The organism is Idiomarina loihiensis L2TR, assembly GCF_000008465.1.
GTDB classification, from domain to species: Bacteria; Pseudomonadota; Gammaproteobacteria; order Enterobacterales; family Alteromonadaceae; genus Idiomarina; species Idiomarina loihiensis.
The window spans coordinates 1882672-1899300 of sequence record NC_006512.1 but is presented as its reverse complement, the minus strand read 5'-3'; the positions used below and the strand labels follow the sequence as shown (position 1 = coordinate 1899300).

General features: G+C 47.6%; 17 protein-coding genes and 1 other annotated feature. Of the genes, 5 read left to right on the top strand and 12 right to left on the bottom strand.

Features of this window, described 5'->3' with window-relative positions; translation table 11 throughout:
- Nucleotides 1-16: 16 nt before the first annotated feature.
- The 4 genes from IL_RS09035 (at nt 17) to IL_RS09020 (ending at nt 3032) form a co-directional block, all read left to right on the top strand.
- Entirely contained in the window at nt 17-907 is an 891-nt protein-coding gene (locus IL_RS09035; RefSeq protein ID WP_011235001.1) for a TIGR01777 family oxidoreductase, read from the top strand.
- A gap of 63 nt (nt 908-970) precedes the next feature.
- A complete protein-coding gene (locus IL_RS09030) occupies nt 971-1378 on the top strand; it encodes a septal ring lytic transglycosylase RlpA family protein (protein WP_011235000.1) in 408 nt (135 codons plus the stop codon).
- Nucleotides 1379-1483: 105 nt separating this feature from the next.
- Complete coding sequence (locus tag IL_RS09025; protein ID WP_011234999.1) at nt 1484-1966, top strand: hypothetical protein; 483 nt, start codon at nt 1484-1486, stop codon at nt 1964-1966.
- A complete protein-coding gene (locus IL_RS09020; protein WP_011234998.1) occupies nt 1953-3032 on the top strand; it encodes an MBL fold metallo-hydrolase in 1080 nt (359 codons plus the stop codon). Before IL_RS09025 ends, IL_RS09020 begins: the two co-directional genes overlap by 14 nt.
- A gap of 47 nt (nt 3033-3079) precedes the next feature.
- On the opposite strand, the gene IL_RS09015 is transcribed toward IL_RS09020, so the two are convergent.
- The 12 genes from IL_RS09015 to IL_RS08960 all read right to left on the bottom strand — a co-directional run bounded on the left by IL_RS09015 (nt 3080) and on the right by IL_RS08960 (nt 15793).
- Nucleotides 3080-4207 (bottom strand): DSD1 family PLP-dependent enzyme, encoded by a 1128-nt coding sequence (locus tag IL_RS09015; protein ID WP_011234997.1) that lies wholly within the window; start codon nt 4205-4207, stop codon nt 3080-3082.
- Nucleotides 4208-4232: 25 nt separating this feature from the next.
- Nucleotides 4233-5495, bottom strand: a complete 1263-nt coding sequence (locus tag IL_RS09010; protein ID WP_011234996.1) for an MgtC/SapB family protein — start codon at nt 5493-5495, stop codon at nt 4233-4235.
- 41 nt (nt 5496-5536) lie between these two features.
- A complete protein-coding gene (locus tag IL_RS09005) occupies nt 5537-6385 on the bottom strand; it encodes an alpha/beta hydrolase family protein (RefSeq protein ID WP_011234995.1) in 849 nt (282 codons plus the stop codon).
- A gap of 18 nt (nt 6386-6403) precedes the next feature.
- Nucleotides 6404-6706 (bottom strand): YciI family protein, encoded by a 303-nt coding sequence (locus IL_RS09000; protein WP_011234994.1) that lies wholly within the window; start codon nt 6704-6706, stop codon nt 6404-6406.
- Nucleotides 6706-7248: a septation protein IspZ gene (gene ispZ, locus IL_RS08995; RefSeq protein ID WP_011234993.1), complete on the bottom strand. Its 543-nt coding sequence runs from the start codon at nt 7246-7248 to the stop codon at nt 6706-6708. Before ispZ ends, IL_RS09000 begins: the two co-directional genes overlap by 1 nt.
- 20 nt (nt 7249-7268) lie before the next feature.
- Nucleotides 7269-8078, bottom strand: a complete 810-nt coding sequence (trpA, locus tag IL_RS08990; protein ID WP_011234992.1) for a tryptophan synthase subunit alpha — start codon at nt 8076-8078, stop codon at nt 7269-7271.
- Complete coding sequence (gene trpB, locus IL_RS08985) at nt 8075-9298, bottom strand: tryptophan synthase subunit beta (protein ID WP_011234991.1); 1224 nt, start codon at nt 9296-9298, stop codon at nt 8075-8077. Before trpB ends, trpA begins: the two co-directional genes overlap by 4 nt.
- Nucleotides 9295-10749, bottom strand: coding sequence for a bifunctional indole-3-glycerol-phosphate synthase TrpC/phosphoribosylanthranilate isomerase TrpF (trpCF, locus tag IL_RS08980; protein ID WP_011234990.1), 1455 nt, complete (start codon nt 10747-10749; stop codon nt 9295-9297). Before trpCF ends, trpB begins: the two co-directional genes overlap by 4 nt.
- Complete coding sequence (gene trpD, locus IL_RS08975) at nt 10742-11755, bottom strand: anthranilate phosphoribosyltransferase (protein ID WP_011234989.1); 1014 nt, start codon at nt 11753-11755, stop codon at nt 10742-10744. Before trpD ends, trpCF begins: the two co-directional genes overlap by 8 nt.
- A complete protein-coding gene (locus IL_RS08970; RefSeq protein WP_011234988.1) occupies nt 11752-12387 on the bottom strand; it encodes an anthranilate synthase component II in 636 nt (211 codons plus the stop codon). Before IL_RS08970 ends, trpD begins: the two co-directional genes overlap by 4 nt.
- On the bottom strand, nt 12387-13985 hold the full coding sequence (locus tag IL_RS08965; protein ID WP_011234987.1) for an anthranilate synthase component 1: 1599 nt from the start codon (nt 13983-13985) through the stop codon (nt 12387-12389). The genes IL_RS08970 and IL_RS08965 overlap by 1 nt, the downstream gene beginning before the upstream one ends.
- A gap of 52 nt (nt 13986-14037) precedes the next feature.
- Nucleotides 14038-14142, bottom strand: a sequence feature (Trp leader region).
- Between the two features lie 115 nt (nt 14143-14257).
- A complete protein-coding gene (locus tag IL_RS08960) occupies nt 14258-15793 on the bottom strand; it encodes a S10 family peptidase (RefSeq protein WP_011234986.1) in 1536 nt (511 codons plus the stop codon).
- 122 nt (nt 15794-15915) lie between these two features.
- Here IL_RS08960 and IL_RS08955 point away from each other — a divergent pair, with 122 nt between their 5' ends.
- The gene (locus tag IL_RS08955) at nt 15916-16614 is read left to right on the top strand and encodes a hypothetical protein (RefSeq protein ID WP_016341371.1); all 699 of its coding nucleotides are present in this window, start codon (nt 15916-15918) and stop codon (nt 16612-16614) included.
- The last annotated feature ends 15 nt before the right edge of the window (nt 16615-16629 follow it).

Here is a 16629-nt window from a genome sequence, read left to right as displayed (position 1 = left end):
ATAAAAGAGGTGACCGATGAACATTTTAATGACAGGTGGTACTGGGCTTATTGGCTCAGCGTTTATTCATAAGTACCAGGACACGCATCAGTTTACGGTCACCACTCGCAGCAAGGAAAGGGCGAGAAAAAAGCTGGGCGACAATGTAACTTTGCTGTCTTCGGTCGATGAAATTGTGGATATTGGTCAGTTTGATGCGATTATAAACTTACAGGGCGAGGGTATTGCGGATAAACGTTGGTCTGATTCCCGTAAGCAAGCCCTGAAAGACAGTCGTTGGCAGGTGACAGAAAAGCTCGCCGCCATGATTAATAAAGCAGAAAAGCCACCTAAAGCCTTTTTGAGTGGCTCGGCCATTGGCTATTATGGTCCGCGTGATGCAGAGCCGGTTAATGAAGACCATGTCGCTGAACATAAGGACTTTGCTGTTACTTTGTGTCAGGAGTGGGAGCGACGGGCTTTGGCAGCAAAAGATGCAACTCGTGTAGTTTTGCTGCGTACCGGTGTCGTTTTGGCAAAAGGAGAGGGAGCATTAGCAAAAATGCTGCCGCCTTATAAGTTTGGTTTAGGTGGTCCGTTGGGTGAGGGCAATCAGATGATGTCCTGGATCCAGCTGGACGATATGATTCGAGCCATTGAGTATCTGTTGGAGCACGATAATTTGTCCGGGCCCGTTAATATGACGGCTCCCGGACCAGTGACTAACGAAGCCTTTAGTCGTACCCTGGCATCGGTTATGAATAAACCGCACTTTATGAGAGTACCGGCGTTTGTCCTTAAGTTAGGCTTGGGTGAAATGTCGTCGATGCTACTTGAAGGGCAAGCTGTGGTGCCGGATAAACTGCGTAATCATGGCTTTCAGTTTGAGTATCCGACAGTACGAGAAGCTTTTAAGGCAAGTGTTTAATTCTTTACACGTCTTTTTGTTTTCTTAACGGACAGTGTTTTCGGAACTCAGTAAAATTGAGGGATGAAAACAAAAAACCAGTATCCACTTAAACAATTAACCCTTGGCGTTGGCATTTTTATGCTGGCGCTTACCGGGTGTACTTCTATTCCCGCTGAAAGCCCTCAAAACGTAGTTGGTACTAGAGAATCTGGTAAAGCCTCTTACTACGCCATGAAGTATCAATTCAGAACTACCGCAAGCGGTGAGACTTATAATCACTTTTCCAGCACCGCGGCTCACCGAACCTTGCCGTTTGGAACCAAAGTTCGAGTCACCAATATTGCTAACAACAAAAGTGTTGTGGTGAAAATTAATGATCGTGGGCCGTTTATTGATGGCAGAGTGATTGATTTGTCACGCTCCGCTTTTGATAAAATAGCTGATCTTGACTCAGGGGTTATTGAAGTGGCGACTGAAGTGGTTGATTAGATTTAATATTTTGGTTGATATGTTACAAAGTTTAACAATTTGAGGCGTGACCTACTGCCTCATTAAGATTAGTCTCCTTAGATACGTTTAATTTAGGGAGCTAATATGTACTTTTGGAATATTGATGCGCTGAAAAGGGACTTTCTTCAGGGACGCTTCAGTCAAACTCAAGCCTTTTACTATTTGGTAGTGATGTTGGTTTTATTTACCCTACCAATAGCCATTGTGGGTGAAAATACGTCGGTGTGGGATAAAGCTCTGTTCTGGGTTGAGTTAGCCTTTGTTGTACTCGGAACGACATTTATTTATAAGTCTAATGGAGGGCGTGACGGTAGGGAGTTTCTTGAGAGATATGTTTCACTCAGCTGGGTGGTATTTATACGGTTACTTCCACTCATAATACTCTTTGGCATTATTGTTTCAATTTCTCGGGATATTTTTATCGGTGATGCAGACTATTCGTTTACGGTTTATGACTTTGCCGCTGTTATCCTGATAGATTTTATTTACTACTGGCGCTTAAGCCATCACATGGCTGATTTGAGTCAGGCTAGCGTTTCCGGAGTACAGCTCAGTGGTGAAAATTAACGAGCTAATGCTGGTTACTGCTTATGCATTGCTCTCCTTAGTTTTAACTGGGTGCAGCGCAAACTTAGTAACGACAACGAACAAAAAGACTCAACTGATTAATGAGGAAACCGGGCGCTTTCAAAACCTGGACGCCGGTGAGAAGAGCTATCCGTTAACCTGTAAACAAGATTGCTATAAGCCTCGTAGCGATATTCAGTGTGGTAGCGATGGGTTGTGTCAGTACACTGGAAATAAGAAGGCTTTCCTCGGGGGAACGGATTTCTCTGTTAAATGGCTGGGTCACGCAGCTTTTGTCATTAAAACCTCAAGCGGAGAGACGTTTTTAACGGATCCAGTCTTCAATGACTTTGACTGGCCAGTTAACTGGCTGTTTTCACTTGTTGGAGGTGAACAGCGAAAGGTGAATGTGGAGCCAGATCCAGAGCTGATTGATGCCACCGATGCGGTATTATACTCCCATATTCATTACGATCATTTTAATAAGAGCGATATTGAAACCATAGGGCGCAAGCCCGGATACTTAGTGCCATTGAATCTGGCCGATCACTTTCCATCCATTGGAGCAAATATAACTGAACTCGGTTGGTTTTCTTCGAAGAAAATAGGTGACTCTCTGGTGACTGCGGTGCCTGCTCACCACTTTAGTAGCCGCACCTTGGTGCCCTTTATTTACGAAGATAACAATAAAGACTCCTGGAATGCCTGGTTAATCGAAAACAAGGGGAAGACGTTGCTTTTCGCCGGAGATACCGGTTATTCAGAACACTTTAAAGTAATAAACAAGCGTTACGGTGATATTGATGTGTGTCTGTTGCCGATAGCGTCTTATTACAGTGAAGAGTCGCCTGAATGGTATCGCTATGTTCACATGACGCCGGAAGACGCCCTGGCGGCAGCCGCTGATCTTAATTGCAAAGTATTTATCCCCTGGGGATACGGCAATGCAAGCTGGGGTCTGGGAGATCTATCCTCTCACTCGGCACTAACTCGCTTTTTAAATATGGCAGAGAAAGTTGGGACATCAGCTGAAATCGTGATTTTAAACGAAGGGGAAAGCTTGTAGCTTTCCCTTTTGCTTGTAACCTGGCAACTAAGAAGCGGTGCAGTTGATTACCAGCCAGTAATGCGTTGCCAGGTGTTATGCGAACCGTCACTCATTAGCACATGGTAAACGGGATGCATGGCGGCAGTGGCACAGGCATGGTTGGGCATAATGCGTAGTTGATGACCAACGGGAAAGTCTTCTAATTGGTAAGCGTCGCTTAACTCTATAACGCCGTGCTCTTGCGAGGTACTATTAACACAAAGGCCATCAAGCACAGAACCGTCTATTTTACATACTTGTCCATAGCCAAAATCACGGTTCTGACCCGCTGTTCCACTATCACGCGACAATGCCATCCAGCCGCTGTCAGTCAGCAGCCAATTCTTCTCTTTGTTGTGGCCGATTACTGTGGTGACGACGGACATGGCTATGTGCGAGAAGTCGCATACACCGATGTTTTTCATGACTAAGTCAAAGGTGGTGTAAACGCCGGCTCTGACTTCACTAATGTCACTAAAGTCTTCGCCAAAATGAGCTGTCGGCGTTGAACCAACGCTGGTTATAGCGCAGTGAATACCGGCGGTTTCCAGGTTGTTTCGTGCTATTCGAACGGCATCGCATTCTTGTTTGGCGAAGTTTTTTAAGCCTTGTTCCGTATTGCAGGCGTATGAGCCACCGGCATGGGTCATTAAACCGGTGAAATGCTCGCCAAGTGTTTTTGCAATGGTTAACAATTTTGAATCGCTTGGCTTAATACCACCACGGTGATCGTCACTGTCTATTTCAATAAAAACGGAAAAGTCTTGCCCAAACTCAGCAGCATAATCAACAACCGCTTGTGCCTGCGTTATATTATCTAAAAGAATATGCAGATTAATGCCTTGCTGTCTTAGTGCGGCTACACGCTTTAGCTTTGCCGGCGCTATGCCAACAGCATAAAGTAAATCGGTATAACCTGCCTTCGCGTAGGCCTCGGCCTCAGCTAACGTTGATACTGTGGCCGGAGCACTCTTACTATCGAGTAGATACCCAGCCGCCTCCAGAGTACGCAGGGTTTTTAAGTGCGGGCGTAAATGACTGCCAAGGGACTCAACCCGTTGCTTAAGATAGTTAATGTTACTCTTCAATTTAGCTTCATCGATGAGCAAATAAGGTGTATCCGGATGTGCAATCCAGTCAGGAGCTGATTTCATAATTGTTGTCCTGCGTTTGTGATAATTAAAACTGCCAAAAGGCGTAAAGCAAGCCGGGAATAACGCTTAAAATCATGTAAACAGCGTAACGATAGTGCAATTTAATACCGGCGACAGAAGCGAACATAATGCCTTTAAGCAGAGTATTACTGACACAGGCTAAGATAATTCCCGTAGCGGCTACCTGGCGCGAGAGTTCGCTCTGAGCTGAGCGTGATAGTGACAAGGTAATAGCGTCAACATCCATCAGACCGGATATTATGGAAAGGCCGTATATCCCGGCATCACCAAACCAGTTTTTCATTGCCTCTGCCAATAACAAAATAACTGCTAATAAAATACCAAACTGGATAGCAGTGGTCAGTTGCAGTGGGTTATTGATGGTAATCTCTCCGGTTTCGGAGGGAGGATTACGTTTATGTTGTCTGTACATGAGTGTTATGACAGTTAATAACCCGGCGAACATGAGAAGAATAGGCGGCCACAATAATGGTAAAAGTTCACGGTTAACCACAAAGACCTCAATAAGAACTCGCGGGAACATAATGCTACAGGCGAGCAGCATGCCGCTGGCGTAAATTACGCTCTGAGAGTTTTTTTTCGCAAAACGAGCCATAGTTAGGGTAACGGCTGTGGATGATGCGAAGCCTCCGGCGATTGCGGTAATCAAAGTGCCGCGCCTCTCTCCCAGCAGTTGGGTAAACAGATAGCCAATAAAAGACAGACCCGAAATTAAAACGACCATCCACCAAAGCCAGTAGGGGTTCAACGCCTGCCAGGGGCCGTAGCCTTCATTTGGCAGCAAAGGCAGAACCACCACAGATATCAATAGTAGTGTGATACCTGAGTAAAAGGCCTTAGGTGAAATGCATTTAAGCAATTTGTGCAGACTTTTTTTATGGCCGAGAAGAGCAACAACTACCGCACCGCAACTGAGCGCAGGTAGAGGATCACCAGAGGCAGCCCAAATTGCCAGTGCAAAAGTCAGCAGCATTGAGAATTCGGTGGTAATACCTGCGTCATCGGAGAGCTTGCTATAACTTATATAAGACGATGCAATGAGTATGGCAACAACAATGAAACCGGTAACGATAAGCCATACGCCCCATTGTTGAGCTAAAATAGCAAAAACACCGCCGCTAAGACCTATTAGGCTGAAGGTTCGTACGCCGGCAACACGAGTGCCCTCATCACTGTCCCTGCCGCTCCAGCCGCGTTCAATGCCTATCATCAAGCCTAACGCCAGAGCTGCCAGTAAAGATAACGCCAGTTCGATTTGGTAGTGCATTGCGAAGCGCCCTTATTAATTAGACTGATTCTATAACGACTTTAATTGACCTGCAGTGCGTCTAGCAAGCTTTTACGCCAGAGAGACTCTTTGAATTGACTGCGAAAGAAGTTGAAATGCCCGATACCTTTGCTTTCGGTTATTTCCGGTTGCAAGTCTTTTAATACCTTCTCTGCGTTAGGGTAGTGCGCCAGCAGGTTTTCGATGTTGGAGCGTTGCAACAATTCGTCGTCAGTAATATGAAAGGCGCTGATGGGTGCAGAAAATTCATCGTAACGGACTTTTTGATCAGTACTGATGTTATCAAACAAATAGTCTTTACTGCGGCACCAGCGGCTCCATTGTTTCATCGCTGCTGCGGGCATATCGCCAACCATGTTTAAGCGTTTACCGGGAAAGTAACCGGCAATAGGTGTGCTAATAGGAGCTGCAAAATACCAGAGTAACCATGATGTCCAACGGACCTGCTTGCTGGCTTTTAACCAATAACCGGTGCCGCTGGCTATGGTCACCATCTTATCTATCTTGTTGGCATTCTGCGCCATGGCGACAATTTGGCCGCCCAGGCTATGTGCTAGCCAAATTAAGGGCTCACCCCTTTGGCAGGACTGAGCATAGTCAATCACGGCGGTCATATCGAGCTCGGCCCATTCGATAATATCAGACTTGATTTGTTTCAAAGGCTTATCAACGGACTGGCCAATACCGTAATAGTCAAAGGTAATGACGCGGTAACCCTGTTTGCTTAACCAGAGGGCTATGGGTTGATAAAAACGTTGTTTCACACCTAACGCAGCAGCTATAACAACAGTGGCCTTCGCGCTCGATTCAGGCTCAAAGCGGACACAATGCAGGTAGCGATTATTGGCGGTAAGTTCGACGCTCTGCATAGTCACTAATTAACCTGATTAGTTCGGTAAAACGGCGTTAAATGGCTTAACCGTTGCTTTTTTATAGACACCGGCTTGCCAGTATGGGTCGTCGTTAGCCCATTGCTCTGCTTCTTCCAGAGTCTCAAATTCAGCGATGACCACAGAGCCGGTAAAACCAAGCACGCCCGGGTCTAGTTCCGCGATGGCCGGACAGGGGCCCGCGACGAGCAGACGGCCGTCATTTTGCAACGCTTTTAAGCGTTCAAGATGAGCAGGACGCGCCTGCTTACGACCTTCCAGAGAGTTCTCATGATCTTCTGCGAAAATAACAAACCACATTAGTCCTGGGTCTCCTCATCAATGGCGTGATGGTACATATAGAATCCGGTACCAATTGTGAATACGAGTGAAATACCCAGTATGCCAAAGACTTTAAAATTAACCCATGCCTCCTGGCTCCAGAATTCCGCAATGTAAAGGTTTACTGCTGCCAGTGCCAGGCAGAATATGATCCAGGCATAGGTTAAGCGCGACCATGCTGTATCTGGCAGCTTAATATCTTTACCCATCATAGCCTGAATTGGACTGCGTTTTTTCCATATCAAGCCGCCTAAAAGCATTAGCGCTATGGCCACGTAAACGACGGACACTTTCATTTTAATGAACCAGTCGTCGCGCAATAAAAGTGTTACTGCGCCAAACAGCATTACTACAGCCAATATTACCCAATGGCGAGTGGTTATCGGCTGCTTAAGTAGTTTTAACGCCAGAATTTGCAACACAGTACCAACCATAAGCACGCCAGTAGCGACGTAAATATCCGCTAGTTTGTAAAACACGAAAAAGGCGATTATGGGTAAATATTCTAACAACAGGGCCATTAACTACTCCGGAGGCAACTCTACGACAATTGGGTTGCGGCCTTCATGCTTTTTACAAAAGCCTTTAAGTCCGCTACTTGCTGCGCGTTATTGTCGAGGTTTTTCTCGATAAGCGCAACCACAGCCGAACCACTAATGGCACCGTCTGCGCCTGCTGCTAGCGCTCGCTGAACATGTTCCGGCTGGGATATACCAAACCCAAGCAACGTTGGCGGGGCACCTGCTTCTTTCAGTTTATTAATCAGTTCCGAAGCGGGGGCCTGCATTTGTGTGTCAGCACCGGTAACCCCTGAACGACTCAGTAGGTAGACATAACCCGCACATTGCTTCGCGATATCAATTAATAGCGCATCACTGGCATCTGGTGGCGCAATAAACACCGCTTCAATTCCAATTTCTTTGGCTATGTCGGCGAAGCGTTTGGCTTCTTTGGTCGGAACATCAGCAATAAGCACTGAATCTACGCCTGCATCTTTCATTTGCTGGTAAAAGTTGCGAACACCTTTCGCGTAGATTAAGTTTGCGTAAACCAATAAGCCTATGGGTATCTGCGGTGAATAGTCTCTAATTTCTTTTAAAATCTCTAAAATATGCTTAAAGGTTGTTCCCGACTCTAAGGCTCGTAAATTTGCCCGCTGGATCATGGGACCATCAGCAACCGGGTCTGAAAATGGCAGACCCAATTCCAGCGCATCGGCACCACCATCAATAAGAGCCTTGATAACGTCCACACTTTGCCCCGGAGTTGGGTCTCCAAGTGTCACAAAAGGAACGAAAGCACCCTGGTTATTAGCTTTTAATTGTGCGAAACAGCTTTCATACCGGCTCATTTTTGTTCTCCTTTCGCGCTAACTTCAGCATTTTCCTGAGCACTAAAAATACGACGTACGTGGTCAATGTCTTTATCACCGCGGCCGGATAAGTTAAGTAGTAATATTTCCGGAGCATCTGGTTCTGCGGCTCGTTTTAGCGCGTAAGCCAGCGCATGGGCAGGTTCCAGCGCAGGAATAATGCCTTCATGGCGGGAGAGCAGCTTAAAGGCTTCCAGTGCTTCTTCATCGGTTACTGATTCGTATCGCGCCCGACCAATAGCTTTTAAATGCGCATGTTGAGGGCCCACGCCGGGGTAGTCCAGACCGGCTGATACTGAATAGGACTCCTCAATTTGTCCTTCGTCGTTTTGCATTAAAAACGATAGACAACCATGCAAAATCCCGGGTTTACCCGCAGCCAGCGTAGCGCCGTGCTGCTTGGTTTCAACACCTTTACCTGCAGGCTCAACACCTACTAAATCAACACCTTCCTCGTCGATAAAGTCGGCGAACATGCCAATGGCGTTGGATCCGCCGCCGACACAGGCAATAACTTCGTCCGGTAAGCGACCAGCTTGCTCGATAATTTGGGCTTTAGCTTCTTCACCAATCATGCGGTGAAATTCACGCACTATAGTCGGGAAGGGGTGTGCGCCTGCAGCTGTTCCTAATAAGTAGTGGGTGTTGGGATAACTTGCTGTCCAGTCACGCAGAGCTTCATTGACCGCATCTTTTAGAGTACCGCTACCGGTATCCACAGGTACCACTTTTGCGCCCATTAATTCCATACGGAAGACATTGGGCTGCTGGCGCTCAACATCTTTTTTGCCCATATAAATAATGCATTCCAGGTCCAGCAGTGCGCAGGCCAGGGCTGTTGCGGTGCCGTGCTGCCCTGCACCAGTTTCTGCAATAATGCGCGTTTTACCCATGCGCTTAGCCAGTAACGCTTGTCCCAGCACCTGGTTGGTTTTGTGGGCGCCGCCATGAAGTAAATCTTCACGTTTAAGATAAATTTTGGTTTTATTTGGGCTGTTCAGCGGCAGGTTACGGCACAAACTCAGTGGTGTCGGTCTGCCTAAGTAGTTTTTCAACAATCCGCGAAATTCAGCCTGAAAGTCATCGTCCTGTTGTGCCTCTATAAAGGCCTGTTCCAACTGCTCTAGTGCGGGTAGTAAGATCTCAGGAACGAACTGGCCGCCGAAATCGCCAAAATAAGCGGGTAATGACTGACTCATACAGCCTCCTGTTGGGTATTCTTATTTGAAAGATGTTTTTCTGAAAAACGACCATAATGGCGGATTTTCGTGAATGTTTGAGCTACTTTTTGGCTATTTTTAATGCCAGGTTTCCATTCGGCTTGAGAGTTAATGTCCACTCCGGCAAAGCCTAACTCTATTGCACTGCTGATGCTTTCAGGGCCAATGCCTCCGGCTAACAGACAACGTTGACGCTCCTCTGTACTTAATGGTTCCAGCAACTCCCAGTTAAAAGCCTTGCCGCTGCCACCACCGCGGTTATCCAGAACAAATGCATCAACCGCAAGATCCGGCAACTGTGCCGGGCTTTCAATAGCTAAAGCTTTCCATATTTTTACTGCTTCCAGACCTGCCTGACGCAATTGCTGACGTAATTGAACAACATAGTCGATATCTTCATGGCCGTGCAGTTGAATAGCAGAGAGCCCGACGTATTTTGCCGTGTCGATAAGGCTCTCTAACGGTTGATCAGCAAAAACACCCACATACTCAAGTCCGTTTGCTTCAGTTGTTATTTGCTTTGCCTGCTTCAGTGTCACACAACGAGGTGAACGCTCAACAAATATTAGCCCGCCGAATACCGCACCCTGAGAACGTGCGTTTATGGCATCTTCAGCGCGAGTCAGACCGCAAACTTTATTTTGTCCATAAAGCAGTTTGCGGCAGGCTAAATCAACGTCCGGCTGGGCGCTCAATGCGCTGCCGATAAGAAAGCCGTTAACAAAAGGGGCAACCCGGCGAATGTCGGCGTGCTCAGCAAAACCTGACTCTGCAATGAGTAAGGCATTTTGGGGAGCCAGCGGAGCTAACTGCGCACTGCGGTTCGGCTCAATGCTCAAGTCTGTTAAATCGCGGTGGTTAATGCCAATGATGTTTGCGTCCAGTTTCGCGGCACGTTTCATTTCTTCTTCGTTGGCAACTTCGGTGAGTACATCCATCGCAAGTGACTCAGCTATATCGCGCAGGGCGATATATTGCGCATCATCCAGGACTGATAACATAAGCAAAATAGCATCCGCACCAAAGTAGCGGGCGCGGTAAACTTGCTCTTCATCAATAAAAAAGTCTTTGCATAAAACCGGCTGGGTAACCTGCCGGCGCACGGCTGTCAGATAGTCCAGTCGCCCCTGAAAAAACTCAGGCTCGGTTAATACGGAAATAGCTGCGGCATAAGGCTGGTAGCTTTTTGCCAACTGTGGTGCGTCAAAGTCAGCACGAATTAAACCTTTTGAAGGAGAGGCTTTTTTACACTCCAGAATAAAACCTGCCTGCTCACCGCTTAATGCTTCATATAAGCTACGGTCACTGGGTCTGAGCTGAGACTTTATTTCACTCAGGGGCATGAGCTCGGCCTGAGTTTTGTTCTGCTCAACCTTGCGCTCAACGATCGTTTTCAGCACGTTCTTTTCTAAACGAATGGTGTCAGACATGATAGGTCTCCTGAGCATCCTGCACCCGACGTAAATGCAAGAGTGGCTGGCCGGTGTCTAAATGCTCCATTGTTGCTGCGGTTGCGGCTTTCATATCGTTGTATTGTCCACTTAAATACAGCAAAGCGGCAACGTTCATTGCAACCGAGTGGCGCTGAGCCGGGCTGCCGCCTCCGGCAAGAATGTCTTCCAGAATACGAGCGTTAAAGTCAGCGTCACCGCCTTTCAGTTCATCAAGCGGGGCGCTGGGAACCCCAAAGTCATTAGGTGTTACATGGTAGTCATTGAGCTCGCCGTTGCGCAGTTCAATAACTCGCGTTGGCCCATGCAGAGCCAGTTCATCCAGCCCGCTTCCGTGTACGACCATAGCACGTTTAACCCCCAGTCGTTGCAGGGTTTCAGCCATTGGCCTTACCCATTCCTCGCTATAAACACCGAGCAGTTGAGCATCAGGACGCGCAGGGTTAACTAAAGGACCAATCAGGTTGAATAAGGTGCGTGTTTTCAGCGTTTGCCTTACCGGCATCGCATGCTTAATACCCGGGTGATAATGCGGAGCAAATAGAAAGCAAAAACCATTATCGGCTAACTGAGTCGAGGCATCCGACGGATCCAGATTAACGCGAAGTTTGAGTGCTTCGAGTACATCAGCTGAGCCTGAACGTGAAGACACACTGCGATTACCATGTTTGGCCACAGCCAGACCCATACTGGCGGCAACTAAAGCCGCCGTCGTAGAAATATTGATGGTATTACTGCCATCGCCGCCGGTACCACAACTGTCAATAACCGTGGTGTCGGAGCGTAAGAATGGCTTCGCTGCGGATAATATGGCTTCAGCGGCACCGGCTAACTCGGCTGGGGTCTCGCCCCGCATTTTCATGGCGATAAGTGCGGCGGATACCTGAATGTCGTTGAGCTCGCCTTTAATTAAGCGCTGGAAAAACTCACGGGTTTGATCTTGTGTCAGAGACTCACCAGACATCAGAGTTTGTAGGGCTTTCATGGCTTTGCTCCTGTTAATAAGTACTGAATACTGTTGCTAAGTAATTGTTTTCCCTTTGGCGTTAGAAGCGATTCAGGGTGAAACTGAAAACCAATGGCATTGGTGTTGTTTTCTTCTTTACCGAAGAATTCAGCAGCCATAGGAATACTACCGTCAGGGCCATCCAAACTGGCAATTATGCTCACTGTGGAGGGCAGGTCATAACCGCTAAGCGAGTGGTAACGAGCCACAACGCATTGGTTGTTGTCTGTCGCGCTGACAAACACCGGGTGTGGCACGGTGTCTATTTTTGCGGTTTTACCATGAACAATCTCACCACAGGTATCCACGCGGCCACCGGCGTGTTCAATGAGCGCCTGAAAGCCGAGGCAAATACCCAGCATGGGTATGCGGCCACCGCAGTATCGGATCACTTCCATTAAGTTGCCTGCGTTTGCTGGGTGCCCGGGGCCGGGTGAGAGGCAGACCAATTGAGGGCCACTGTAACTTTCCAGCTGTTCGATCACATCGGCTGCGGCCAGCTGGTTACGGTAAACGACCAGTGGAAAGCCTAACTGGCGCAACTCATCCACCAGGTTGTACGAGAACGAGTCGACGTTATCTATCAGTACGATACGAGCTGACTGAGTCATTATACCGCCTCCTGGTCAGGTAAAGTGTGAGCCTGCTGAATTGCCAGAATAACGGCCTTAGCTTTGTTTTCGGTTTCGGTTACTTCGCTGGTCGGGTCTGAGTCATGCACCACGCCGGCACCGGCTTGCACTATGGCTTGGTTGTTTTTAACGAAAGCGGAGCGAATAACAATACAGGTATCCATGTCGCCATTCCCGGCCAGATACCCAACAGCGCCGCCGTAGCTGCCGCGGCGTTGCTTTTCAACCTGACGAATAAGCGTTGCAGCGCTTACCTTCGGCGCACCAACCAGAGTCCCCATGTTCATGCAGGCACGGTAAGCGTGAAGGGCATCGCAATCGTTTCGTAGTTTTGCTACTACGCGTGATACCAAATGCATCACATGAGAATAACGGTCAACCTGAAGTAGATCGGCAACGTAGCGAGTGCCAGTTTCGCTAATACGGGCTAAATCGTTGCGGGCTAAATCAACCAGCATTAAATGCTCTGCCAGTTCTTTTTGGTCAAGCCGCAGTTCCAGTTCCATGCGGCTGTCGAGATCAGGGCTAATGCTGCCGTCGGCGCTCTTACCGCGGGGGCGGGTACCTGCAATAGGGTAAAGCTCTACCTGATTGATGTCCTGCTGGTATTTCAATGCAGATTCAGGCGAAGCACCGAACAGACAAAAGTCCGGATGACTCATAAAAAACATATAGGGCGAGGGGTTGTTCTTTTTCAATTGCTGATAAGCGGCTAACGGGTCAGGGCAGGGCATTTTAAAACGCCGGGACGGTACCACCTGAAAAATATCGCCCGCGACAATGTTTTCTTTTAGCCGGGTCACAATGCGTGCAAATTCTTCCGCTGAGGGCGTGGCCGTTACTTGTACATCAACCGGCTGAGGCTGAGGTTCTATTGCCGGTAGCTGACAACGTGCGGCCAGTTCTCCTATACGCTGGCTCATAGCTTGATAACGTTGGTCGTGACCTTTACCGCTGAATACACTGCCAAGCAGCTCAGTGGTTTGCTGTTGGTGATCAATAATTAGCAAGGTCTCCGCCAGGTAAAAGACATAGTCAGGGCAGTTGTTCTCGCCTTCATCAACTTGCGGTAGTTGCTCGTAGCTGGCGACGAAGTCATAGGCAAAAGCACCACCGAGGAAGACCGAAAACGGATGCTGTTTTGCTGTGTTGTTGGCTTTATTGAGCTTTTGTTGGAGTACTCGCAGCGGCTCCATGTTACTGATTTGACGTAAGCGGGAGTCTTCGTCAATCGGTGTATTTGCTGCACTGAAAGTTAACCTCAGTTGTTCAGGCGTTCTTTCAATGGCGGCACTATCTTTGAGCTGCTCTTCAATCCAGCTGAGCAGAACAGCACCATTATCGGTCAGGGCAATAATAGTGACTTGCTGGTCGTTACAGGTAATTCGTAACGCCGCATCAATCAGTAGCAAGCTCTTTACTTGTTGCTTGGTGCCGATATCAGCTGAGTCCAGCAGTAAATGTTCACCTTGTGTGCTGCAAGTATTCTGAAATACTTTTAGTGGCTCCGCCTGATAGGGCAGCGACACTCGTAGTGTTTCTAAATTGCCGTTTTGTTCAGTTGTCAGGTTTTTCACCTCAGACCTCGTATTCTTTTGTTGTTGTTCAAACCTGCTCCAGTGAAACGGCAATAAAAAACCCGCTCAAAGGAGCGGGTTTCTCAAAGTGAAGCTATTTACGTTACACGCACAACTACACCACCCGCTCGTTTGGGAAGTGCCACCACCAATGTTGTGTTGTTGTGCGTAAAAACATAAGTTGTATAGCTCTATTAATTCAATTTAATGCTGACAAACTAACGCTTGCGCGAAAGTCTGTCAATAGTTGTTTTTCTTTCAGTTTATACTTTCTATTTATATTCTGCCGGTTTGCCTTTTGAATCAGACTTACGAATAAACTCGCGTAAATCATCATTCGCCTTCTCCAGGTCAGCACGACGCAGATACATCATATGACCACTACGGTAACCTTTAAAGTCAATGCGATCAGTCATCTGAGTACTTGGATCCAAATGCCAGGTTGTGTACTTCGCGTCGAAATAGTTGGTTGCACCGTCAAAGTAACCTGACTGTACTAACACGTTCAGATAAGGGTTTTGTGCCATGGCCTGGCGCAGTTGCTTACCGGTGTTGTTGTTCGTGCGATCCCACGGGTGAACTGGGCCAAACATGTTGTATTTAATGTCGGTCACAAAGTTTAATTCTTCACGCAGGTAGTAGTTAATGGCTGGCGTGAACGAGTGTAACCAAGAAGTCAGTTCGGCGTTAAAGTCCGGACGGTCACCAGCGCGCTTTTCATCAAGTCCAAGGTAGCGCGAGTCTAAACGGCCAATGGTACGGTCACGGTCACGCAGTAACTCCTTCCAGAAGTACCAGGTGCTTGGCGCTAAGTTGTTATCCAGTACAGCCTGCTTCGAAAGGCCTGAATATTTAGCGACTTGTTCTGCCATTTGTTCACGTGCGTCATCTGGTAGCATGGCGCCTTTGGCTAATGCAGGTAAATACTCGTTCAGAGTGAAGCTTTCTACTTCAGGCAATAATTCGTCTAAATCTTTACTCTGTAAAGCCTCTGGCAGTGCGTCGTGATACCAGGCGGCGGCTGCAAAGTAAGGTAATTGGTTCGCTTGTTTTACCGGTCCGTCACGGTCAATGCCGATATCAGTTGGTGAAACTAAAACAACACCGTTCAAATACATCCACTGGCTATTCTGAAGCTCTAGTGCAAGGCCAGATACACGGGTTGTGCCATAGCTTTCACCAATTAAGTACTTAGGCGACTGCCAGCGGTTCATGCGTGAAGTAAAAGTATTCATCCATTCGGCCAGGTATTTCACGTCGGCATTAACGCCAAAGAACATGTCTTTTTGCTTCTCGCGAGACGGCATTTCACCTTCTTCATTCGGCAGTACGCGTGAATAGCCGGTGTTAACCGGGTTAATGAAAACAATGTCGGCAACATCGAGAATGGAGTGCGGGTTGTCCTGCACGCCATAAGGCTGAACCGGGTAACCTTCATCGCTCAGGTTTAGCACTTTTGGACCGGTGTAAGCAATGTGCATCCAGACCGATGCCGAACCCGGGCCACCGTTAAAGGAGTATACAATCGGACGAGATTCGCGGTTATCAACGTCCTGACGTTCATAATAGGTGTAAAATAGTGATGCGGTCGGATTGCCTTCGTCGTCCCACACGGGTTGAGTTCCTGCGGTGGCTGTGTAGTCGACAGTTTCGCCCTTAATTTCTACGCTGTGTTCGGTAACGACTTCGGTGTCGACCGGCAGCATACGCTTGTGGTTATTCGGGGCTTCTTCTGCAGTAACGGGCGCAGAAACGATTGAGCAGCCCATTAAAGTTAAAGAGGCAACTAAAGCGAGACTCTTGTGCATAAGATTGTTCTCCGTTTTTATAATCTTGCCTCAGATTAACAAATAATTACTTTAAAGAGTCAAAGGTTATGCGATTATTGGGTTTATTCCTGCGACTGGAACCTATTTGAATAAGGTCATCAATGAAATTTACAACTATAACGCGGGCGGCTTTTTGGTTGTTCTTACCCCTGCTGAGCTTCTCCGTTGCGGCTCAGAATTTGTCTGATGCGATGAAAGAGGGGTTACAGACAATGGCCTCGGAGCAGTTAAATGCGGATCTGGATGTAGGCGAACTTGAGGTTAACTCATTAACCAATGGCCTGACCGCAAATAATGTTCGTTTTGCGACCCGGGTCAAAGCCTTGTCGGAGCCTGAAAATCAACTTCTACTGGCTAAGCAATTAATGCTAACCGGTGACTGGCAGGCACTTGGCAGCAGCCGTGTGGATATTTCTAAAATTGAGATGTCCGGCGCTCAGTTAACCGTCGCATATTACGATACCGGACGCTCAAACTTGCATGAATTTCTAAAGCAAATGAGTGGTGTTAAAGTTCAAAAGGTGAATTCGGTGCCTTTAAACTGGCGGGTTGATGAGTGGTTGATGGAAGACGTTACCATTAACTTATTTGATAAAGGTGAGCCAATTTTAAGTGTGCATGTTGACCAGCTTAAATTGAAAGACCTGCAGTCAATGCAAGATGCGAATGATCAGGTGCAGGAGCTGTTGTGGCCGATTTTTGAGCAGGTTTCGAAACAAGTGCGTAACGGAAACCCTAACGTACAAGTCGATAGCATGGCGCTTTCAAGGTTCTTATTGCGTGAAGCGATGGCGTTCTGAGCTTGAGTTAAACGG